Source organism: Celeribacter halophilus (assembly GCF_018860305.1).
Lineage (GTDB): Bacteria > Pseudomonadota > Alphaproteobacteria > Rhodobacterales > Rhodobacteraceae > Celeribacter > Celeribacter halophilus_A.
Map to the genome: position 1 here is coordinate 333,876 of NZ_JAHKPE010000019.1, position 19,587 is coordinate 353,462.

At 59.5% G+C, this 19,587-nt stretch carries 23 protein-coding genes; 15 read left to right on the forward strand and 8 right to left on the reverse strand.

Features of this window, described 5'->3' with window-relative positions; all coding sequences use genetic code 11:
- Window positions 1–36: 36 nt before the first annotated feature.
- Complete coding sequence (locus tag KO492_RS05915; protein WP_066603288.1) at window positions 37–408, reverse strand: MerR family transcriptional regulator; 372 nt, start codon at window positions 406–408, stop codon at window positions 37–39.
- Window positions 409–682: 274 nt separating this feature from the next.
- Here KO492_RS05915 and KO492_RS05920 point away from each other — a divergent pair, with 274 nt between their 5' ends.
- From KO492_RS05920 to KO492_RS05930, 3 genes are read left to right on the forward strand one after another with little or no spacing between them, the layout of a single operon-like run.
- Window positions 683–1,111: a PaaI family thioesterase gene (locus KO492_RS05920; protein ID WP_066603290.1), complete on the forward strand. Its 429-nt coding sequence runs from the start codon at window positions 683–685 to the stop codon at window positions 1,109–1,111.
- Entirely contained in the window at window positions 1,108–1,608 is a 501-nt protein-coding gene (locus KO492_RS05925) for a PaaI family thioesterase (protein WP_216044100.1), read from the forward strand. The genes KO492_RS05920 and KO492_RS05925 overlap by 4 nt, the downstream gene beginning before the upstream one ends.
- Window positions 1,601–2,917: an MATE family efflux transporter gene (locus tag KO492_RS05930; RefSeq protein WP_216044101.1), complete on the forward strand. Its 1,317-nt coding sequence runs from the start codon at window positions 1,601–1,603 to the stop codon at window positions 2,915–2,917. Before KO492_RS05925 ends, KO492_RS05930 begins: the two co-directional genes overlap by 8 nt.
- 63 nt (window positions 2,918–2,980) lie before the next feature.
- Here the strand turns inward: KO492_RS05930 and KO492_RS05935 are convergent, their stop codons facing one another.
- Both KO492_RS05935 and KO492_RS05940 read right to left on the reverse strand, forming a co-directional pair.
- On the reverse strand, window positions 2,981–4,054 hold the full coding sequence (locus tag KO492_RS05935; RefSeq protein ID WP_216044102.1) for a quinone-dependent dihydroorotate dehydrogenase: 1,074 nt from the start codon (window positions 4,052–4,054) through the stop codon (window positions 2,981–2,983).
- A 10-nt stretch (window positions 4,055–4,064) separates the two neighbouring features.
- A complete protein-coding gene (locus tag KO492_RS05940) occupies window positions 4,065–4,400 on the reverse strand; it encodes a DUF952 domain-containing protein (RefSeq protein WP_216044103.1) in 336 nt (111 codons plus the stop codon).
- Window positions 4,401–4,598: 198 nt separating this feature from the next.
- Here KO492_RS05940 and KO492_RS05945 point away from each other — a divergent pair, with 198 nt between their 5' ends.
- The 6 genes from KO492_RS05945 to KO492_RS05970 all read left to right on the forward strand — a co-directional run bounded on the left by KO492_RS05945 (window position 4,599) and on the right by KO492_RS05970 (window position 8,534).
- Window positions 4,599–6,161, forward strand: coding sequence for a bifunctional metallophosphatase/5'-nucleotidase (locus KO492_RS05945; protein ID WP_216044104.1), 1,563 nt, complete (start codon window positions 4,599–4,601; stop codon window positions 6,159–6,161).
- 116 nt (window positions 6,162–6,277) lie between these two features.
- Entirely contained in the window at window positions 6,278–6,742 is a 465-nt protein-coding gene (locus KO492_RS05950) for a GFA family protein (protein WP_216044105.1), read from the forward strand.
- A gap of 3 nt (window positions 6,743–6,745) precedes the next feature.
- Complete coding sequence (locus KO492_RS05955; protein WP_216044106.1) at window positions 6,746–7,051, forward strand: DUF1992 domain-containing protein; 306 nt, start codon at window positions 6,746–6,748, stop codon at window positions 7,049–7,051.
- Window positions 7,052–7,178: 127 nt separating this feature from the next.
- Window positions 7,179–7,844 (forward strand): SOS response-associated peptidase, encoded by a 666-nt coding sequence (locus tag KO492_RS05960; protein WP_216044107.1) that lies wholly within the window; start codon window positions 7,179–7,181, stop codon window positions 7,842–7,844.
- Entirely contained in the window at window positions 7,841–8,236 is a 396-nt protein-coding gene (locus tag KO492_RS05965; protein WP_216044108.1) for a PaaI family thioesterase, read from the forward strand. Before KO492_RS05960 ends, KO492_RS05965 begins: the two co-directional genes overlap by 4 nt.
- A 91-nt stretch (window positions 8,237–8,327) precedes the next feature.
- Window positions 8,328–8,534: a YgaP family membrane protein gene (locus KO492_RS05970; protein ID WP_216044109.1), complete on the forward strand. Its 207-nt coding sequence runs from the start codon at window positions 8,328–8,330 to the stop codon at window positions 8,532–8,534.
- Between the two features lie 323 nt (window positions 8,535–8,857).
- Here KO492_RS05970 and purD read toward each other — a convergent pair whose 3' ends face one another.
- Entirely contained in the window at window positions 8,858–10,123 is a 1,266-nt protein-coding gene (purD, locus tag KO492_RS05975; RefSeq protein ID WP_216044110.1) for a phosphoribosylamine--glycine ligase, read from the reverse strand.
- An 87-nt stretch (window positions 10,124–10,210) separates the two neighbouring features.
- Between purD and xseA the strand changes: the two genes are divergently transcribed.
- A complete protein-coding gene (gene xseA, locus KO492_RS05980; protein WP_216044111.1) occupies window positions 10,211–11,776 on the forward strand; it encodes an exodeoxyribonuclease VII large subunit in 1,566 nt (521 codons plus the stop codon).
- 181 nt (window positions 11,777–11,957) lie between these two features.
- On the opposite strand, the gene KO492_RS05985 is transcribed toward xseA, so the two are convergent.
- A complete protein-coding gene (locus tag KO492_RS05985; protein ID WP_252735313.1) occupies window positions 11,958–12,416 on the reverse strand; it encodes a hypothetical protein in 459 nt (152 codons plus the stop codon).
- Window positions 12,417–12,471: 55 nt separating this feature from the next.
- A complete protein-coding gene (locus KO492_RS05990) occupies window positions 12,472–13,536 on the reverse strand; it encodes an alkane 1-monooxygenase (protein WP_252735315.1) in 1,065 nt (354 codons plus the stop codon).
- A 94-nt stretch (window positions 13,537–13,630) separates the two neighbouring features.
- On the opposite strand from KO492_RS05990, the gene KO492_RS05995 reads away from it, so the two are divergent.
- From KO492_RS05995 to KO492_RS06015, 5 genes are all read left to right on the forward strand, one after another.
- Window positions 13,631–14,332, forward strand: a complete 702-nt coding sequence (locus KO492_RS05995; RefSeq protein WP_216044113.1) for a lysoplasmalogenase — start codon at window positions 13,631–13,633, stop codon at window positions 14,330–14,332.
- A gap of 40 nt (window positions 14,333–14,372) precedes the next feature.
- On the forward strand, window positions 14,373–15,656 hold the full coding sequence (gene ftsY / locus KO492_RS06000; protein ID WP_216044114.1) for a signal recognition particle-docking protein FtsY: 1,284 nt from the start codon (window positions 14,373–14,375) through the stop codon (window positions 15,654–15,656).
- Complete coding sequence (locus tag KO492_RS06005; RefSeq protein ID WP_216044115.1) at window positions 15,656–16,084, forward strand: hypothetical protein; 429 nt, start codon at window positions 15,656–15,658, stop codon at window positions 16,082–16,084. Before ftsY ends, KO492_RS06005 begins: the two co-directional genes overlap by 1 nt.
- Before the next feature lie 69 nt (window positions 16,085–16,153).
- Window positions 16,154–17,056: a DMT family transporter gene (locus KO492_RS06010; protein WP_216044116.1), complete on the forward strand. Its 903-nt coding sequence runs from the start codon at window positions 16,154–16,156 to the stop codon at window positions 17,054–17,056.
- Window positions 17,057–17,067: 11 nt separating this feature from the next.
- The gene (locus KO492_RS06015) at window positions 17,068–17,691 is read left to right on the forward strand and encodes an inner membrane-spanning protein YciB (protein ID WP_216044117.1); all 624 of its coding nucleotides are present in this window, start codon (window positions 17,068–17,070) and stop codon (window positions 17,689–17,691) included.
- 6 nt (window positions 17,692–17,697) lie between these two features.
- On the opposite strand, the gene KO492_RS06020 is transcribed toward KO492_RS06015, so the two are convergent.
- Both KO492_RS06020 and KO492_RS06025 read right to left on the reverse strand, forming a co-directional pair.
- Window positions 17,698–18,825, reverse strand: coding sequence for an alpha/beta hydrolase (locus tag KO492_RS06020; protein WP_216044118.1), 1,128 nt, complete (start codon window positions 18,823–18,825; stop codon window positions 17,698–17,700).
- Window positions 18,822–19,550: a glutathione S-transferase N-terminal domain-containing protein gene (locus KO492_RS06025; RefSeq protein ID WP_216044119.1), complete on the reverse strand. Its 729-nt coding sequence runs from the start codon at window positions 19,548–19,550 to the stop codon at window positions 18,822–18,824. The genes KO492_RS06020 and KO492_RS06025 overlap by 4 nt, the downstream gene beginning before the upstream one ends.
- Between the last annotated feature and the right edge of the window lie 37 nt (window positions 19,551–19,587).

The following is a 19,587-nucleotide window of genomic DNA, read 5'->3' on the forward strand; positions in this document are numbered from 1 at the left end:
CGGCCCGAGGAACGTAACGTCGCAAACCTGCGTCGTTCAGGATTTGACGTTCTTGGCCGTCTCCGCGCGCAACTCCTTGAGTTCCGCAATCGCCTGTTCCAACTCGCGCTTCTGTTCTTCGAGAGCCGTGAGTTGACGGTCTGCCAGTTCGAGAAAGGCTTGCGATTGAGCCGCCGTGCCTTCTTTCTCGTAGATCAAAAGCCACTGGCGGATTTCTTCCAGAGAAAACCCGTATTTACGTCCGCGCAGGATAAGCTTCATCCGTGCCACTTCGCGGGGCGTGTAAAAGCGGGACCGGCCTTCCTTCTCGGGGGCCAGAAGTTCGATATATTCGTAATACCGCAGGGTGCGTGGAGTCACATCGAACTCCGAACACATTTCTTTGAACGTGAGACGCTGGTCTGACATGGTTTCTCCCTCCCTCACGTCGCATCTAAACCGCTCGGTTCAGTTTCGCAACCTAAATCCGTTCTTCCCCATGACCATAGCCACGGCTGCAAGCGGGGTTCAAGGTGATGTTGCGTCGCGGGCATCGTTGCTGTTGCGCGGCATTTCGTGGCGTCATCGCCGCTTCTGTCTGCCCCCTCGTGCATAATTTTCCCTTGCAGGATCGGTGCCAAGTCACATTATATCAGAGCCTTAATGCAAGGCGCCCGAGACGCCAGACAGGAAAGCCCGATTTATGCAAGCGGATCGCACGAAAATCGCCAGACAGTTTATCGAAGGCCTGCCACATTGTAATGCGCTCGGCATGTCTCTGAGCTCTATCGGAGAGGGCGAGGCGGAGATTCTCATGCCCTATGCGGAAAAGCTGATCGGTGATCCGGAGACCGGCGTCATTCATGGCGGTGCCGTGTCGGCGCTGATGGATACCTGCGCGGGGGCGGCGGTGATGAGCCATCCCGAAGCGGGCCTTGCCACGGCCACGCTGGATCTCCGGATTGATTACATGCGTGCGGCCAAACCCGGAGCGACGGTCACAGCCCATGCGATTTGTTACCATATGACGCGGTCCGTTGCATTTGTGCGGGTCTCTGCGACAGACGGAACCTCCGATGTGCCCGTGGCGGCTGCGACCGGAGCCTTTACTGTGGAAAGGGGCAAATCATGAGCAGACCCAAGCCCGAACCCGTTCAGGTGGTCAAGGAACGCCGCGATGCAGCGTTGGCCGCTTTGGTGGCGCGTGTGCCTTATGTGGCGTTTATGGGGTTTCAGTTTGAACGGCGCGGCGACGAGCTGACCGCGCTGATGCCCTACCGCCCCGACCTGATCGGCAATCCTTCGCTGCCTGCGCTGCATGGCGGGGCATTGGCCGCCTTTCTGGAAGTCACGGCGCTGATCTCTCTGAGCTGGTCAATGGTCTGGCCGAAGATCGAGGCCGGAAACACGGTTGATGTGCTGCCGGCATTTCCGAAAACCATTGATCTGACCGTGGACTATCTGCGCTCCGGCCTGCCACGGGACGCCTATGCCCGCGCCGAGATTACCCGCGCTGGACGTCGCTATGCCTCTGTGCAGGTCGAAGCGTGGCAGGACAACCGTGTCCGTCCGACCGTGCAGGCCATCGGACATTTCCTGATGCCGGAAAGACCCGTCACAGATGGCTGAACAGATCGCGCTGACCCATCGACGGGTTCTTAAGATTGCGGTGCCGATTGTTTTGTCCAATGCCACTGTTCCCATTCTGGGGGCGGTTGATACCGGGGTTGTCGGACAGTTGGGAGAAGCCGCGCCCATCGGAGCCGTCGGGATCGGTGCAGTCATACTGGCCTCGCTCTACTGGGTTTTCGGCTTTTTGCGGATGGGCACCACGGGGCTCGTTTCTCAGGCGCGTGGCGCAGGCAATGCGGGAGAGGTGGCCGCGCTTTTGACCCGCGCGCTGATGATCGGGGTGTTGGGCGGTGGGCTGTTAATCCTGTTTCAAATTCCGGTCCTGTGGGCGGCGTTTCAGGTCTCGCCGGCTTCGCCCGAGGTTGAAAGCCTTGCCCGCAGCTATATCGGTATCCGCATCTGGTCCGCGCCGTTCAACATCGCGCTCTTTGGCCTGACCGGCTGGCTCATTGCTCAAGAGCGGACCAAGGCGGTTTTGTTGCTGCAACTCTGGATGAACGGGTTGAACATCCTTTTGGACTTCTGGTTCGTGCTCGGGCTTGGCTGGGGCGTTGAAGGTGTCGCGATTGCGACGGTTCTGGCCGAAGTGACGGGGGCGAGTTTCGGGCTGTGGCTCTGTCGCGACGCGTTCAATACGCCGCTCTGGCGCGACTGGGTGCAAGTGTTTGATGCGGCCCGTCTGCTTCATATGCTCAAGGTCAACACGGACATCCTGATCCGTTCGGTTCTGCTTCTGGCGATCATGGTGAGCTTTACCTTTTTCGGGGCTGGTTTTGGCGATTTGACGCTGGCCTCGAACCAGATCCTGATGCAGTTCATCGAGATCACCGCCTATGCGCTCGACGGGTTTGCCTTTGCCGCCGAGGCTATCGTGGGGCTTGCAATGGGGGCGGGGTCCCGGACGTCGCTGCGCCGTGGTGCGATGCTTGCATCCTTTTGGGGGCTGATCGTGTCGGGCATGCTGGCGTTGGGATTCGCGGTCTTTGGCGGCGCGATCATTGATGCCATGACCACCGCTCCGGATGTGCGCACTGAAGCGCGGCGGTTCCTGCCGTGGATGGTCGCCGCCCCGCTGTTGGGGCTCGCGGCATGGATGCTCGACGGTGTTTTTATCGGAGCGACGCGCACCCGCGACATGCGCAATATGATGGTGCTGTCCCTTGTGGTCTATCTGGTGGCCGTGACGCTTTTGATCCCGCTCTGGGGCAATCACGGGCTCTGGGCCGCATTGATTATCAGCTACATCGCGCGCGGCGTAACCTTGATGTGGAAATATCCGGGTCTGGAACGTGACGCGGCGGGATGACCCCGCCGCTGTTCGCGTCTTTTCACGCGGTGTCCCAAAGGTTTGATACGCAAGAGATGCGGTTCAAAGCCAGTCGCCGCGTAGGGTTCCTACGGCTTCGGTGACTGTCTCGAACCCGTCTTTCGCCAACAGGTCGTCCAGACCGCGGGCAATGCGCGGAGCAAGGGAAAGTCCCTGATAGACCATCGCGGAATAGAGTTGCACGAGCGATGCGCCGGCGCGGATTTTCGTGTAGGCGTCCAACGGCGAGGCAATGCCGCCAACGCCGATCAAGGGCACGTCCTCGCCCAGTTCGCGCGACAGGATGGCCAGCACGCGCGTGGACTTTTCAAACAAAGGACGGCCCGAAAGACCGCCAGCCTCTGATTTTTCTGCAGATTTCAAACCATCTCGCGACAGGGTGGTGTTGGTCGCGATCACCCCGTCGATGCCGGATTTACGGGCCACTTCGGCAATCTCCGAGAGTTCCGTGGTGTCCAGATCCGGTGCGATTTTCAGGAGAACCGGCACAGCCTTTTTCAGCCCCTTACGCGCGTCCAGAACACCGGCAAGCAGAGCTTCGAGGGCTTCGGGGCCTTGCAGGTCGCGGAGCTTTTCCGTGTTGGGGCTGGAGACGTTGACCGTCGCGAAATCAATGAAATTGCCGCAATGGGCCAGCACTTTGGCAAAGTCGGCGGCGCGATCTTCGCTGTCTTTGTTGGCGCCTAGGTTGAGGCCGACCGGAATCTCCACCTTGCGGTTCGAATGGCGGCAGCGCGCCAGCCGGTTGGCGATGACCTCCATCCCGTCGTTGTTAAAGCCGAACCGGTTGATCACGGCCTGATCTTCGGTGAGGCGAAACAGGCGCGGTTTCGGGTTGCCGGGCTGCGGACGCGGCGTGGCGGCCCCCAGTTCGAGAAAGCCGAACCCCGCGCGCGACAGTTGCGGAATGGCTTCGGCGTTTTTGTCATAGCCCGCGGCCAGCCCCACGGGATTCGGCAATTCCATCCCCGCAAAAGTGGTTTTCAGGCGTGCCGAGGTGACAAGACCGGGCAGCGGGGCCAGTCCCGCACGCAGGGCGGCAATCGACAGCTTGTGGGATTTCTCCGGATCAAAGCTGCGCAGGACCATCATGCCGAACTGTTCAAAAAGGGACATGTGCGGCTCCTCAGGAAAGGTCGGGAAAGATGTGGCCGTCTGGGCCAAGGGGCAGGGGTTTGGCCCAGAGAATGTCCGCCATGCTCAAAGCGCGATAGAGATGCGGAAACAAAGAGCCGCCGCGTGCAGGTTCCCATTTGAGATGGGGGGCAAGCGTGTCGCTTTCCAGCGCCAGAAGATACAGGTTGTCTTCATCCGCGAACCACTTGGCGGCGGTGTCCCTGACCTGTGCGGCGGTGGAGAAATGGATATAGCCATCGGCGAGATCCACAGGCGCACCTCGGGTCTCTCCGGCTGTTTGCATGGCCGCCCATTCGGGGGCGCGGAAAATTTTGTAAATCAGCATAGGTTCCAGATGCCAGTGCGCGCGCGCGTGGTCAATGAGACTCTGTGTCCATTCTCGCGTATCATGACAGGTGTTGCCTGCGATTGAGGCGCTACACATTCGTCACATGGCGAATGTAAATGAAATGTCGCGTAGGCTTTGACTCTTTGATCAACTTTGGTCAGGCTGGAATTTATCAAGATTAACAGGGGGCAAGATATGCTCAGAACAGTTCTCTCTTCCACCGCATTTCTGGCGCTTATGGCCGGTGCGGCACATGCCGATTACACGCTGCACGTCATTCATATCAATGATTTGCACAGCCGAATCGAGCCGATCACGAAATACGACAACACATGTTCTGCCGAAGATAACGAGGCGGGTGAGTGTTTTGGTGGTGTGGCCCGTGTGGCGACCATGATCAACCAGCTGCGCGAAGAGCTCGCCGGTGAAAATTTCATCGTTCTGGATGCGGGTGACGAGTATCAGGGCTCCTTGATGTACACGACCTACAAGGGTGACGTGGAAATCGAGATGATGAACAAGATCGGTTTCGACGCGATGGCTGTCGGTAACCACGAGTTCGACGATGGCGACGAAGGCTTGTTGAAACTGCTTGATGGCGCGGAGTTCCCCGTCATCTCGGGCAACCTTGATGTGTCGCAGTCCAATCTGCTTGCCGGCAAGCTCAACGATCACCTCGTACTCGAAGTGGGTGGCGAGAAAATCGGCATCGTCTCTGCACTGGCGACTGATACAGTCGAAACTGCCAGCCCCTCTGCTGCGGTAATCTTCTCCGATGAGATCGAAAACCTTCAGCAGGATGTGGACACTTTGACCGAGGAAGGCGTGACCAAGATCATCGCGCTCAACCACGTTGGCGTGACCAAAGACCTCGAAATTGCCGAGAAAGTCTCCGGTCTTGATGCGGTGGTCGGTGGTCACTCCCACACGCTGTTCTCCAACACCGAAGAGGCTGATTACGCCTATCCGACAATGGTCGGGGACGTGCCTGTGGTGCAGGCCTATGCCTATTCCAAATATGTCGGTCATCTGGTCCTGACCTTTGACGACGACGGCAATGTGACCTCTGCGACCGGCGACACGATTCTTCTCGATGCCTCTGTGCCCGAAGACGCAGAGATCAAAGCGCGTGTGGCCGAACTCGCCGGCCCGATCGCAGAGCTGAAAGCCAAGGTTGTGGCGGAAGCCTCCGCCGACATCGACGGGTCGCGCGAGACCTGCCGCTCGGTGGAATGTCCGATGGGCAATCTGATTGCGGATGCCATGCTGGACCGTGTGAAGGATCAGGGCATCGAAATCGCGATCCAGAACGGCGGCGGTGTGCGTGCGTCTATCCCTGGTGGTCAGGTGACCATGGGCGATGTGCTGACCGTGCTGCCCTTCCAGAACACGCTCTCGACCTTCTTTGTGTCCGGTGCGACCATCGTCGAGGCGCTTGAAAACGGCGCGTCGCAAATGGAAGAGGGCGCAGGGCGTTTCGCTCAGGTTGCAGGCATGAGCTACACCGTGGATCCCTCGGCCGAAGTCGGGTCCCGCATTTCCGACGTGATGGTTGGCGATGCGCCGATTGATCTCGAAAAGACCTATGGTGTCGTGTCCAACAACTACGTCCGCAATGGCGGCGACGGCTACAAGATGTTTCTTGATGCCGAAAACGTCTATGACTTCGGACCGGATCTGGCCGATGTCACGGCGGAATACATGATGGAACATGCGCCTTACGAACCTTACACGGACGGTCGCATCACTGTGAAATAAAACAGTGAAATAAATCTGTTTGCCTCGGCGCTGAAATACGCCTGACGGTATAGACAAACGGCAAAGCCCTCGCGATCATGCGGGGGCTTTTTCTTTGATGGCACGGGAGGATTACGATGCATGGACGTTGCACCTGCGGGGAAGTGGAGTTCGAGGTGACGGCAGTGCCAATGATTGTGCATTGTTGCCATTGCACATGGTGCCAACGAGAAACCGGCTCGGCCTTCGCCTTGAACGCCTATATTGAGCGCGAGGCTGTGAAACTGACCAAGGGCACACCGGAGCGTGTGGAGACCCCCTCCAACTCCGGCCACGGCCAGTCCGTGCTGCGCTGCCCGTCTTGCAAAGTGGCGCTTTGGTCGCATTATGCGGGATCGGGAGAGGCGATTGCTTTTCTCCGCTGTGGCACTCTGGAAGAACGTGCGGAGATTGTGCCGGATGTGCATATCTTCACCTCAACTAAACTGCCTTGGGTGGTATTGTCCGAAGGCGCGCAGGTGTTTGAAGGGTTTTATCGTCCCAAAGAGGTCTGGCCGGAAGAGAGCCTTGCACGGTTCAAGGCTGCACGTGCGAAAGGATAAAATATGGATCATCCGCTGATTGATTTGATCAACCAGAAGATTGCCGAGGCCGAGCGCGACGGTGCTTTTGAGAACCTGTCAGGGGCAGGCAAGCCTTTGCCCAAAGAAGATGATCCGGACAACGCGCTGCTCAACCGGCTGGTCAAGGAAAGCGGTGGCGTGCCGGAATTCGTAACGCTGTCGCGGGAACTGGCAAAATTGCGCGAGGAATTGCGCGACACTGCCGACCGGACACGACGTACCGAGATCATGAAAGACATGTCGATGATGGATGCCAAGATCGAACTGGCCCGCAAAGCGCATCGGTGAGCCGCGCGACGGTCGGGCGTGTTTTCCCAGTACCTCCGGCTTTCTGATGGCGCAAATACTCATCAGGTCAAAACGCCTCCGCACGATCTACGCTGGCCCCCGCTGTCTGATCCATTAAACTGGCGGCATGTGTGGACGTTTCGCCCTTTCCCTGCCCGATGATGCCATGGCGCGCCTGTTTGAGGCGGTGCCCGCCAATAATTTGCCGCCAAACCCCAATTTCAACATCTGTCCGAGCACGCAAATCCATGTCATCTATCATGAAAACGACCAACGCCGCCTTGTGCCGATGCGTTGGGGTTTTGTGCCGCATTGGTATAAGTCAGCCGGTGACGGGCCTTTGCTGATCAATGCCCGCGCCGAGACGATTGCGGAGAAGCTCGCCTTTCGGGAGGCCTGCCGCAGGCGTCGCTGTCTCATTCCCGCAGACGGGTTCTTCGAATGGCATCGTCCGGACGGGGGTGAGAAGCTGCCGTGGTATATCCAGCCCGCAGGCGAGGGGCCGATGGTCTTTGCCGGCATCTGGCAGGATTGGGAGCAAGACGGCGTGCGCCGCGCGTCCTGTGCCATTGTCACTACCGAGGCCACGGGGCGTATGGCGGAGATTCACCATCGGATCCCCGTGATTTTGCAAGTGGGCGATTGGGCCAAGTGGCTTGGCGAAGAAGGTCATGGCGCCGCGCGTTTGATGCTGCCCGCATCGGACGAGACGTTACGTTTTCATCGGGTGGGCAAGGCGGTAAATTCCAATCGGGCCGCAGGGCCCGCGTTGATTGAGGAGATTGATATATGAAGACTTCGCTGTTGGAGGGGCCATCGGCGGCGCTGGCGCATCTGGGTATTGAAATGACCGGATGGGATCATGACGTTGCGCGGTTCGAGGCGACCGTTGCGCCGTTTCATCTGAACCGTTCGGAGATACCTCACGGCGGGATTTATGCGACCATGCTCGATACGGCAATGGGCTACGCTGGCGCCTATACAGGAGACCCCGACCAGCGCCGTATGACGCTGACCCTGTCTTTGAATATCAGTTATCTGTCCCGTCCGAAGGGCTCACGCCTTATCGCAGTGGGACAACGTATCGGGGGCGGCGCCAAGACGTTTTTTACAGACGGGCACCTGACGGATGAGACCGGCGAATTGATCGCGACAGCGCAGGGAACATTTCGGGTGCGGTCATAGGCGCGATGCGCAAAACATACATTCAATATATTGAATTTAATGGGGTGAAATGCTAAATATGTCATAAATCAATTCATTACGGAGAAACCCCATGTCCATTGATCGCGCTGTTTTCGCCTTTGCCGGCGTCATGATCATCGTCAGCGTGTTGCTGACCCAGTTCGTCCACCCGATGTTCGTCTGGTTCACCGTGTTTATCGGAGCAAACCTGCTTCAGTCGGCCTTCTCCGGCTGGTGTCCTGCGGCCAAGATTTTTGCAAAGCTTGGCCTGCCGGCAGGGTGTGCATTTGACAAGTGAGCCGCTGAATGCGGAGCGGGGCTGATGTGAGTATTTTTGCCATCAGAAAGCCTTTTCCGGTGTTCATTGTCGGGAGGGGCAAATGGGAAGGGGCGAAGTAGATTGGCCAGTTCATAGCCAATCTACCTTGTCTTTATGACCGCAATCCCGACCGTTCGAGTGGGCCTCTCGGTCTGTTGCGACAGTCGTTTCCTGACTGCTTTGGGCTTTTGCCCACAAAGCGCGACCCGTTGGGCCGCCTCTCTGGCCATTCGAGCCATGGGTGCCTTTCGCCCGATGGTTATGCCATCGGTAAGGTTAACAACGGCTTAACTGCCCCGAATTTATTTCAGGGCACGCCAGCCGATGTCGGAGCGGTTGAAGCCTTCGGGCCAGTCAATCCGCTCGATCATTGCATAGGCGCGATCCCGGGCGTCTTGAAGGCTGTCGCCTCGTGCCGTGACATTGAGAACCCGCCCGCCGGTGGCGATGATCTGCCCGTCTTTTTCGGAAGTGCCCGCGTGGAACACCATGTTCATGCTGTCCTCGGGAAGCGCGTCGAGCCCTTTGATCGCCGAGCCTTTTTCATAGGCACCGGGATAGCCGTTTGCCGCCATGACCACAGTCATCGCGTGATCGTCGGCCCAATTCACCTTGGCCTGATCCAGCGTGCCGTTGGCGGTTGCCAGCATCAGGTCGAGCGCCTGCGCCCCCAGACGTATCATCAGCACCTGACATTCCGGATCGCCAAAGCGGCAGTTGTATTCCACAAGGCGCGGCTGGCCGTCCTTGATCATGAAACCCGCGTAGAGCACCCCTTGGTAGGGCATCCCGCGCTTGGCCATTTCCGCCACGGTCGGTTTGATGATCTCGTCCATGGCTTTGGCAATCACGGCATCGGTCATCACAGGGGCGGGGGAATAGGCGCCCATGCCGCCGGTGTTCGGGCCTGTGTCGCCATCGCCTACGCGTTTGTGGTCCTGTGCGGTCCCCACGGGCAGGACGTTTTCGCCATCGCACAGGATGAACCAAGAGGCCTCTTCGCCGTCCATGAATTCTTCGATCACCACTTCCGCGCCAGCGCCGCCAAAGGCTCCGCCGAACATGTCGTCAATGGCATCAAGCGCGGCCTGTTCGTCCATCGCCACGATCACGCCTTTGCCAGCGGCCAACCCGTCGGCTTTGACCACAATCGGCGCACCTTGCTTGCGGATGTAGGCCTTGGCCTTTTCGGCATCGTCAAAGCGGGCATAGGCTGCGGTCGGCGCGCCTGACGCATCGCAGATTTCCTTGGTGAAGCCTTTTGACGCTTCAAGCTGGGCCGCCGCTTTCGACGGGCCAAACGTCAGAATGCCCGATGCGCGCAGATCGTCGGCCACACCTGCGGCGAGGGGGGCTTCGGGGCCGATGATGACGAAATCAATCGCGTTTTGCTCGACGAAAGACACCACGGTTGCCCCGTCATTGATGTCGAAGGACGCGCATTCAGCGATCTTTGCGATCCCCGCATTGCCCGGCGCGACGATCAGTTTGTCGCATTTCGGGTTCTGCATCACCGCCCATGCCAGAGCATGTTCACGTCCGCCGCTGCCCAAGATCAGAATGTTCATCGCGCCTCTCCGCTTCACCTTTGCTTGCGCGCGTTCTAAGGTCAGTCCGAGTTTGACACAAGCACGAGCCGCCTTGGGAGGCATAAGATGTCCGACCTTTTCGAAGATGAAGGCCCTAAAGCCACATCCAACGCCCCGGAATTCTCCGTTTCCGAACTTTCGGGAGCGGTGAAGAAGCTGATCGAGGGCGAATTCGGGTATGTGCGGGTGCGCGCCGAGGTGGGCCGTGTGTCGCGGCCACGTTCCGGCCATCTCTATTTTGATCTGAAAGACGAAAAAGCGGTGATCAACGCGGTGAGCTGGAAAGGGCAGGTTGCGCGGATGGAGGTACAGCCCGAAGAGGGTATGGAAGTCATCGCCACCGGGCGGATGACGACATTTCCCGGCGGCTCGCGATACCAGATTATTGTCGACAATGTGGAACCGGCGGGTGCCGGCGCGCTTATGGCGATGCTGGAGAAGCGCAAAAAGGCGCTGGCGGCCGAGGGGCTGTTTGATGCCGCGCGCAAAAAGCCGCTGCCGTGGTTGCCGGAGGTGATCGGCGTGGTGACATCGCCTTCAGGGGCGGTGATCCGCGATATCCTGCACCGGTTGAGTGACCGTTTCCCCCGCCATGTTCTGATCTGGCCTGTCGCTGTGCAAGGTCAGAAAAGCGCGGCGGAAGTGGCCAATGGTATTCGTGGTTTTAACGCCTTGCCCGAAGGCGGTGCCATCCCGCGGCCTGATCTGATTATTGTGGCGCGTGGTGGTGGCTCGGTCGAAGATCTGTGGGGGTTCAACGAGGAGATCGTGGTGCGTGCCGCAGCCGAGTCCGCGATTCCCCTGATCTCTGCCGTGGGTCATGAAACCGACACGACGCTGATTGACTTTGCCTCGGATAAACGCGCGCCGACACCGACTGCGGCGGCAGAACTGGCCGTGCCGGTGCGGCGGGAACTCTGGGTGACCATTCAGGAATTGCGTGCACGGATGGAGCGGGCGCTGACGGGCGGCGTGGATTATCGTCGCCAGCGTCTCAACGATCTGAGCCGCGCCCTGCCGCCGAAAGAGCGGTTGCTCGACGGGCCGCGTCAGCGCGTGGATCAGATTGATTTGCGTTTGACGCAGGCGCTGGTCAACGGGGTGCGCAACCGGCGGCTGAAACTGTCGGAGGCGGCGACAATCCTGCGGCCATCGCTGTTGCAAGGGCGGATGCAGGGGCATGGGGAGCGCCTGTCGGCCTTGTCGATGCGGCTTGCTCCGGCCCTGTCGCGCGGCACGACGCAGCACCGGCGCGATTTTGACAGGTTGGCGCAGCGCCTTTCCCCGCTGACGGTTTCGCGCAATACGACGCAGGCCCGACGCGACCTGACGCAGCTTTCGGACCGTTTCGCCCGTGCGGCTCTGGGGCAGACCCAACGCTGGCGCGCGGCGCTGAATCAGCGTGCTGGAATGCTGTCGGCGCTGTCCTATGAGGAGACGCTCAAACGCGGCTATGCGGTGGTGCGCGATGCCGAGGGCGGGGTTGTGACCTCGACCAAGGACGCGGCGCGGATGCATGAGGTGCAGTTTGCCGACGGGCGTGTGCAGATCGGCGGCGGTGTTGCCACCAAACCTGCGAAAGCCGCAAAGCCGCGGGCCAAGACGGGACCGGAGCAGGGGAGCCTGTTCTGACGCGGGGACGCCTTTGCGTGACAGGTCGTCTTTGTGTGTCAAAGCGATATAGCGCCTTCATGCGTTAACCTTAATCGGGTCAACCTTAATGCATGTTCACATTCGAGCCTGTCCTCGTTCATGCGTGGCGATGTGCTGAACCGGCGCGGAAACTGATCGATCGGAGCGCGTGATGGTTCCGTCACACCCCGACTTGCGGTCCCATGCAGGACAACGGCCCGTCAGACGCCCAGGCCTCGTAAAGCTCCAGCCCGCTGTCCCCTTGGAACACGGCTTTGAGCTTGTCGCGCTCCACGAAGAATTGCCAGCATTGCGGGTCCATGCCGTCCTCGTAGATGAAACAGATGTTCTGGCCCTGCTCGTACCAGATGCCTTCCTTGCATGTGTCCTTGTCAAAGGCCCAACGCACGCGCTTTCCGGGCAGATATTCCTCCGCCCCGTAGGGCTCTCCGCTTTCTGCATAGGTCAGGGTCTTGCCTGTGGCATAGGCATCAAACTCCGCGCCTGTCAGCGGGCCTTGGCTGGTCGGCAGAGTGGCGGAGGAAAAGGTGCGAATTTCCGTGCCGTCCAGCGGATCGGCCATCGCAGCGGTGGCGCCGAACAGGGCACAGGCGAGGGGAAACAGATATGTCTTCATCATGCGGTAACCATGTCACAAGCCGCCGAGTCGCTCCACTCACATTCTTAACAGGTGGTTAAAGCCTCTCGCCTTCAGCCTGCTCTGCTGTCCCGATAAGCCTCGCAACGCGCGGGTCCATGACCTTGCGCCACAGGGGCGGAATGAGGGCCAGCGTTGCCATAGCCGGAAGCGAACGCGGCAATTGTGGCATGTCTTCAGTGAGTTCCAGCGCGGGATAGGGTTTCATCGGGTGCGCGTGGTGATCAGAGTGCCGTGGCGCGTTGAGCATCAGGAGCGAGGTGAACCATTGCGGGCTGTTCCAGCTATGCGCAGGGCCGACAGGTTCATATTTGCCGGGCGCAACTTCGCGGCGGCGTAGCCCGTAATGCTGGACATAATCCGATAACATGAGCTGGGCGGAGGCATAGCCCGCGAGAAGTATATATTTGAAAACGCCGAGGAAGCCGCCGATGATAAACGCGAGGAACACACAGGCAAGTGCACCGCCGATATAGAGCGCATAGGGATGCAGGTCTGTCGATTTGGCCCGTGCACGCATGGCATTTTCTTCTCTCAGACCGGCTTTGAACGAACCGATCCATGCGCGCGGCAAGAAGCGGTAATAGCTCATGCCTGCCGGGGCGGAGTTGGGGTCTTGCGGCGAGGCGGCATAGCGGTGATGCACCCGCACATGGGCGGTGGCGTGGTGGCCGAACAGCAGCGTGATATAGACCCATGTGCCGAGGCGGCGCAGAGTCCGGTCGGAGCGGTGGACCAGTTCGTGAGCGTTGGAATTGGAGACCTGTCCAAAGAACAGCCCCATGCCGAGAAACACGAACAATCGTTCCCAAAACTCCAGCTGACCATTCGAGAGCGCCCAAACCGCCAGCGGCAAAAGCGCAAAATGCGCAAGCGCCAGAACGGTGGAAAGGGCGTTCGCGTCAGGAAATTCGGCTTCGGGGTTTTCCGGATCACAGGCCAGCGCCACAAGTTGATCCAGTGAATAGGCCAATGCGGTCATATACAGAAACCCCGCCACGGCCCAAACCCCGCCGAATAGCGCGCCCAAGGCCAGAAGGGCCACAGGCATCAAGGTGCTGACGGCGAAAAAGCGAATGATGTGAGTGGTTTTTCTTGTCATGTGCTGCGCCATAGACGTCCCTTGGAAACTATGCTGACTATAGGTTGCACTGCGGGACCATGCAAAAGCAAAACCTGCGACAAAAGCGGAGGGGATGATGTTGGAACTGGTTTTGCTAACACTGGCGGGGCTGTCGGCTTTGGCTTACCTGCCGCTGACAGCTTCCGCGCCGTCTATGTGGCGCAGCGGGATCAAGACCCTGCCTTTAAGTCTGTTCGCCTGTGTGGCGCTCTTGGGTGAAGGGCCGGTGTGGTTGATCGCGGGATTGATCCTCTCGGCGCTGGGAGATTTCGCATTGTCCTGCACAGGATCAGACACGAGATCAGACACGGAGCAATCGCGCAAGGGCTCAGGGAGCGCGGAGCACGCGTTTCTCTTGGGGCTTGTCAGCTTTGCTTTGGCCCATCTTTGCTACGCGATTATTTTTTGGGGATCGGTCGAGGCCGTTAGCTGGCCCGCGCTCGCAAGTCTGGCGGTTCTGGCTTTGTCGACAGAGGTCTGGCTTGCGCCCTATACGGAGGCGCTTCGTGGCCCTGTGCGGGGCTATGTTCTGTTGATCTGTGTGATGACGGGGCTGGCGTTGAGCCTGCCTGCCGGACTGCGTCTGGCCAGTCTCGGCGCGGTGCTGTTTTTGTGCTCCGATCTCATCTTGTCGCTGCAACTGTTCCGCATGAGGCGAAATACATGGCAGGCGCGGTGCGCGGGCTATCTGCTTTGGGGGCTTTATATTCTCGGGCAGGGCGCGATCCTTTTCGCGGTTTTAGGCCGCTTTGGCGAGGTTTGGGGGCTTTCATAAAAAGACAAGACCGATTAAGTGACGGGAGAACGGAGGCCCCATGTCGCTTTTTTCGAAACTGAAATCCCGCCTGATGAAAACTTCGTCGAAGCTCGACGAGGGTTTGGAAGCTATTGTCGAGGATGGTGGCGAGGAGAGCAGCATCTCGGAGGCCTTGGTCGAAGAGGTGGTGCCCACAACAGAAGCACCCGACACAGAGACGCCCGAAGCGCCGGAACCTGAGGTGACGCCTGAGCCCATGCCTGAGCCTGAGCCGACACCGGCCCCTGAGCCCGCCGCGCCGGAACCGGACCCCGTGCCCGCAGATGTGCCGCAGGAAGTGCCGTCAACACCTGCGCCGTTGGAAACTCCTGTAGAAGCCCCCGTGGAAATGCCCGCCGAAGCGCCGGTCGAGATTCCGGTCGAAAAGGTGGTCGAGGCTCCCGCCGAGACGGTCAAACCCGGATTTCTGGGACGGCTTCTGGGACGCAAGGAAAGCAAAACCGTCACACGCCGCGCGCTGGATGACGATATGCTGGAGCAGTTGGAAGAGCTGCTGATCTCCGCCGATATGGGCGTGGAGACCTCCATGCGTGTCACAGCGGCCATGGCCGAAGGGCGCTATGGCAAGAAACTTTCTGTCGAAGAGATCAAACGCCTGATGGCGCAAGAAGTGGCGCGCATTATGGAGCCGGTCGCCAAGCCTATGCCGCTCTACACCAAAACGCCGCAGGTCGTGCTGGTCGTGGGGGTCAACGGCTCCGGCAAGACGACCACCATTGGTAAGCTGGCCAGCCAGTTCAAAGCAGCAGGGAAATCCGTGGTGATTGCTGCGGGCGATACCTTCCGTGCGGCTGCCGTGGAACAGTTGCAGGTCTGGGGCGAGCGTGCCGGTGTGCCGGTTCTGACCGCGCCGGAGGGCTCTGATCCGGCCTCGCTGGCCTTTGACGCGATGACCAAGGCACAGGAAACCGGTGCCGATCTGTTGATGATCGACACGGCGGGGCGGTTGCAAAACCGTGCGGACCTGATGGAAGAGCTTGCCAAGATTGTCCGCGTGATCCGCAAGAAAGACCCGACCGCCCCGCACAACACTTTGCTTGTGCTTGATGCCACGACAGGGCAAAACGCGGTTTCGCAGGTCGAGATTTTCCGGAATATCGCGGATGTCTCCGGCCTTGTTATGACGAAACTCGACGGGACTGCCAAAGGCGGGGTTCTGGTCAGTCTGGCCGACAAGTTCGGTCTGCCGATTCACGCCATTGGTGTCGGCGAACAGATTGACGATCTCGCGCCTTTTGACCCCGAAGAATTTGCCGCGGCCCTGACGGGTCTGGAGGTTTGATGCTCGAAATTCTGCACGCCATTGGCCCGCAATCCTGGGTCTCGGCCGGTGATCCTCTGGAGCGCCGCGAAGCCATGCAGGAATTGTTTTTCGATCATCCGGTCTGTCCGGATGACACGGCGGAAGATTGGCCGGAGGATCGGGAGCTTTACGCCGAGATGGTCGTGGTTCAGGGCGAGCGCCTTGTGGGCACGGCGATGCTCGTGGTCGACCCCGAACGCGAAGACCGTCCGGCCCGAATCTGGGGCATGGGTATTTTGCCGGAGTTCCGCACGGATTTTGTGATCCGCACGCTCGAAGAGGCGTTGATTGCCGCAGGCTATCTTGATCCGGCCTATCCGTTCATCGAGGCGACCGACGGGATGTTGGTGCCCAACCCCTATGCGGAGATGCCGGGGTTCAATCGGGCCGATCCGCGCGCGGCATGAGCTAAGTGCGCAGACGCTGTGCGCTTTCGCGCTCTGGACCTTTCGCATGGTGACAGATAGCACAGGCCCATGAGCGATTTTATTATTTCCCTTGAAGGCACGGAAACGGGTCATCACGCGGCGCTTATTCTGGCGCTGATGGCGGCATTTCTGCATGCTTTGTTCGGTGCCCTGCAAAAGGGCAAACATGATCCGTGGCTGTCACGCGGCGCGATGGATTTCTTCTACTGTATCATCGCGGCCCCGTTCGCCCTCTTTGTGGTGCCGTGGCCGGAGCCGCATATGTGGCTGATTTTCCTTGGGATGTTTGTGATCCACATGGCCTATAAGGTCGCGCAGGGTTACACCTATACCAAAGGCGCCTATACGGTCGTTTACCCAGTGGTGCGTGGTTCCGGGCCCTTGTTTGCTGTCATTGGCGCGGGTTTTGTGTTCGGCGAGCATTTCTCTTTGGTGCAATGGCTGGGCGTGATGGTGCTGCTCTCCGGCATCTTCGGGCTGGCAGTCTATAACCTGCGCACCATCACGGTCGGGCGCGAGACCATGGTGCCGGCCCTAATGCTGGCGGTTCTGACCGGCGCTTTCGTGGCGCTCTACACCACCTATGATGCTTACGGCATCCGTGCCACGGCGGATCCCTTCACATTCCTCGCGTGGTTCTTTTTCCTCGACGGTCTGGTGATGCCTGTGGTGGCCTTGCTGCGCTACCGGAATATGGAATACAAACCCGCGCTTGGCCCTTTGGCGGTCAAAGGTTTTTTCGGCGGGATTGTGGCCTATTTCTCTTTTGGCTGTATCATGCTGGCGACACGCCTCGACAATGTGGGCGAGGCGGCGGTGCTGCGGGAAACCTCGACGGTTTTCGCGGCGCTGATCGGCTGGATCGTATTGGGCGAAAAGGTCGGACCGAGAAGATTGTCCCTCATGGCCTTGATTGCGGCCGGGGCCGTCATAGTTGAGATGGGCGGCTGAAAGAGGACCGGATGAGCGACACACCTGAAAAACACATCAAACCTGCGGTGAAAACCGCGCTGGAAATGGGGCCGATCCTCGCGTTCTTCGCGGGATATATCGCGCTGCGCGATCATGTCTTTACCATCGCGGGCACGGAATATTCCGGTTTCATCGTGATGACGGCGCTGTTCATCCCGATCCTTGCCGCCTCGACCTTTGTGCTTTGGCGGCTGACCGGACGGCTGTCCGCGATGCAGATCATGACGCTGGTGCTGGTGGTGGTCTTCGGCGGTCTGACGATCTGGCTCAATGACGAGCGGTTCTTCAAGATGAAGCCGACGATGATCTACCTCATGTTCGGCGGCATTCTTGGCGTCGGGTTGTTGCGTTCGAAAAGCTATCTGTCGCTGGTTCTGGGCGAAGTGATGCCCCTGGACGTGGAAGGCTGGCGCAAGCTCGAATTCCGCATGATGCTGTTTTTCTTCGGCCTGGCGGTCGCCAATGAGGCGATCTGGCGGACGATGACGACCGACACTTGGGTAAAGTTCAAAACCTTTGGCCTGCCGATTGCGATGCTGGCGTTTTTCATGGCGCAAGGCGGGTTGATGGCGCGGCACTCTACCGAGGTGGCTGATGAGGATACGCCGGAATAAAGGCGGTTACTCCCCGCTGATCGTGTAGGGCAGATATGCGATGGCCAGAGCCGCAGATCCGGTCAGTGTGAGACCTTCGACCAGAATGTCCTGACCGGGGGCGCCCTCGACGATTTCGGAGAGCAGCGTGCCGGAGGCAATCATCGCCAAGAGGGCAGGCGATTGCATCAGCGAAGAATGTCCCAGAGGATCGCCCATCGGTGCGCCGGTGGTGTCGATGACCGTGACGCCGAGCTTGCGCAAATCCTCGATATTCTCCGCCGCGCCCACACGCGGGTGCCCGCCGGTGAGCACAGAGGAAATCTTGAGCGCCTGATCGCGGCGGGAGCCAAACACGGCCAGATCTATGTTGTAAGGCTCAAGATCACTCACCTGTCGCCGGAACAGATCCACGTCAATGTCAGGCTGGCTCAAGGCGACCCCTTCAAGTCGCGATAGCGTCCGGCGATCTCCTTCGAGCGCCAGTCGCTTGATGGCTTCCATCGCCAGCAGGCCGCCCATGGAATGCGCCAGCACAAGGACGTTCTCCGCCTGACTGCGTGCCAGAAGTTTCAGCGTGTTCGCCAAAGCCGTGCGCGCGTAGAGCACCGAATCCCGATCATAGGCGTAGCGCGAGATGCGACCGGCAGAGGGCCATGAGAACAGCACCATCGGCTGTTCCAGCTCGAAGTCGGTGGTGATCTGTGCCGTGCGAAACACGGCGCCGGGGTAGGAGACGTTAAAGCCGTGGACAAAGACCACCACGCTGCGCTCGCCCTTGGGCAGGGCGCTGACACGGGTATTCACGCGGTCTATGAACGCCTGTTCCGTGTCAAAGGCCTCGCTGTCGGTGACGAAGAACTGGGTGTCGGCATCAAGCGGTTTGCGCGGAAACGAATATTCCCCCGGCTTGCGCTCCGGCGGGATGGAAATGCGGTAGTTGCGGTAAAACGGCGTGTCCGAACGCAATTCCTCAAAGCCGAGCGTCGGATCGGGGGAGACCTGACGGTTGGTCACGACCAGAATGTTTTCCTGTTTCTGGCCGCTGATGTCGGGCACCTCTTGCGGGAGGTTGAGACGGGGGGAGGCGCAGCCGCTGACGCTGAACGTCAATGCGCTGGCTCCCAAGACCATTTCCCGACGGGTGAGGCTCACCCCTGTCTCTCCGGAGAAGCGGCTTTGCCAAACAGCACCTTTTTCGCCTCTTTGTTGCCTGCGATATTGCCACGTTTTTCCGCGGCCACGGCACGCCCTCGCTTCACAGCCGGACGCGTGCCGATGCGCTCGATCCAGTGTTTGAGATGGGGTTTGTCGTCGAGTGTCTGTTCCTGTTTCTCCCAGAGGGAGGCCCAAGGCCAGATCGCCATATCCGCGATAGAATAGAAATCTCCCGCGACGAACTCCTCTTGTGCCAGACGACGGTCCAGCACGCCGTAGAGGCGGGCGACCTCGTTCCGGTAGCGGTCCTTCGCATAGGGTAAATCAACGGAGGGCTCCATATTGGGCGCATAGCTCAGGAAATGATGTGCCTGTCCGGCCATCGGTCCCAGCCCGCCCATCTGCCACATCAACCATTGATCGACCGCCACCTGATCGCGTTCGCCGCCGCCGTAAAACTTGCCGGACTTGCGCGCGAGATATTGCAGGATCGCACCGGATTCGAAGATCGAGATTGGCCGTCCGCCCGGGCCTTCGGGATCAATGATGGCGGGCATCCGGTTGTTGGGCGAGAGTTTGAGGAACTCGGGATCGAACTGCTCCCCCGCTCCGATATTCACCAGTTTGACTTCATAGGGCAGGTCCATCTCTTCGAGCGCGATGGAGATTTTCCAGCCGTTCGGGGTAGGCCAGTAGTAGAGCGTGATGGGGGTGTCGATCATCTGTTCATGTCCGTGCAATCATCGCCAGGAGGGGATT

What these genes read in the sequence shown, in the direction of transcription:
- KO492_RS05960 (WP_216044107.1), top strand. Translation starts at nt 7,179, where the DNA reads ATGTGTGGACGTTTCGCCCTTTCCCTGCCCGATGATGCCATGGCGCGC.
- KO492_RS05985 (WP_252735313.1), bottom strand. Translation starts at nt 12,416, where the DNA reads ATGATGAAGACATATCTGTTTCCCCTCGCCTGTGCCCTGTTCGGCGCC.
- KO492_RS05955 (WP_216044106.1), top strand. Translation starts at nt 6,746, where the DNA reads ATGGATCATCCGCTGATTGATTTGATCAACCAGAAGATTGCCGAGGCC.
- ftsY (WP_216044114.1), top strand. Translation starts at nt 14,373, where the DNA reads ATGTCGCTTTTTTCGAAACTGAAATCCCGCCTGATGAAAACTTCGTCG.
- KO492_RS05950 (WP_216044105.1), top strand. Translation starts at nt 6,278, where the DNA reads ATGCATGGACGTTGCACCTGCGGGGAAGTGGAGTTCGAGGTGACGGCA.
- KO492_RS05995 (WP_216044113.1), top strand. Translation starts at nt 13,631, where the DNA reads ATGATGTTGGAACTGGTTTTGCTAACACTGGCGGGGCTGTCGGCTTTG.
- KO492_RS06010 (WP_216044116.1), top strand. Translation starts at nt 16,154, where the DNA reads ATGAGCGATTTTATTATTTCCCTTGAAGGCACGGAAACGGGTCATCAC.
- KO492_RS05945 (WP_216044104.1), top strand. Translation starts at nt 4,599, where the DNA reads ATGCTCAGAACAGTTCTCTCTTCCACCGCATTTCTGGCGCTTATGGCC.
- KO492_RS06015 (WP_216044117.1), top strand. Translation starts at nt 17,068, where the DNA reads ATGAGCGACACACCTGAAAAACACATCAAACCTGCGGTGAAAACCGCG.
- KO492_RS05925 (WP_216044100.1), top strand. Translation starts at nt 1,108, where the DNA reads ATGAGCAGACCCAAGCCCGAACCCGTTCAGGTGGTCAAGGAACGCCGC.
- KO492_RS05965 (WP_216044108.1), top strand. Translation starts at nt 7,841, where the DNA reads ATGAAGACTTCGCTGTTGGAGGGGCCATCGGCGGCGCTGGCGCATCTG.
- purD (WP_216044110.1), bottom strand. Translation starts at nt 10,123, where the DNA reads ATGAACATTCTGATCTTGGGCAGCGGCGGACGTGAACATGCTCTGGCA.
- KO492_RS05930 (WP_216044101.1), top strand. Translation starts at nt 1,601, where the DNA reads ATGGCTGAACAGATCGCGCTGACCCATCGACGGGTTCTTAAGATTGCG.
- KO492_RS05940 (WP_216044103.1), bottom strand. Translation starts at nt 4,400, where the DNA reads ATGCTGATTTACAAAATTTTCCGCGCCCCCGAATGGGCGGCCATGCAA.
- KO492_RS05920 (WP_066603290.1), top strand. Translation starts at nt 683, where the DNA reads ATGCAAGCGGATCGCACGAAAATCGCCAGACAGTTTATCGAAGGCCTG.
- KO492_RS05935 (WP_216044102.1), bottom strand. Translation starts at nt 4,054, where the DNA reads ATGTCCCTTTTTGAACAGTTCGGCATGATGGTCCTGCGCAGCTTTGAT.
- KO492_RS05970 (WP_216044109.1), top strand. Translation starts at nt 8,328, where the DNA reads ATGTCCATTGATCGCGCTGTTTTCGCCTTTGCCGGCGTCATGATCATC.
- KO492_RS05915 (WP_066603288.1), bottom strand. Translation starts at nt 408, where the DNA reads ATGTCAGACCAGCGTCTCACGTTCAAAGAAATGTGTTCGGAGTTCGAT.
- KO492_RS05990 (WP_252735315.1), bottom strand. Translation starts at nt 13,536, where the DNA reads ATGACAAGAAAAACCACTCACATCATTCGCTTTTTCGCCGTCAGCACC.
- KO492_RS06005 (WP_216044115.1), top strand. Translation starts at nt 15,656, where the DNA reads ATGCTCGAAATTCTGCACGCCATTGGCCCGCAATCCTGGGTCTCGGCC.
- xseA (WP_216044111.1), top strand. Translation starts at nt 10,211, where the DNA reads ATGTCCGACCTTTTCGAAGATGAAGGCCCTAAAGCCACATCCAACGCC.
- KO492_RS06025 (WP_216044119.1), bottom strand. Translation starts at nt 19,550, where the DNA reads ATGATCGACACCCCCATCACGCTCTACTACTGGCCTACCCCGAACGGC.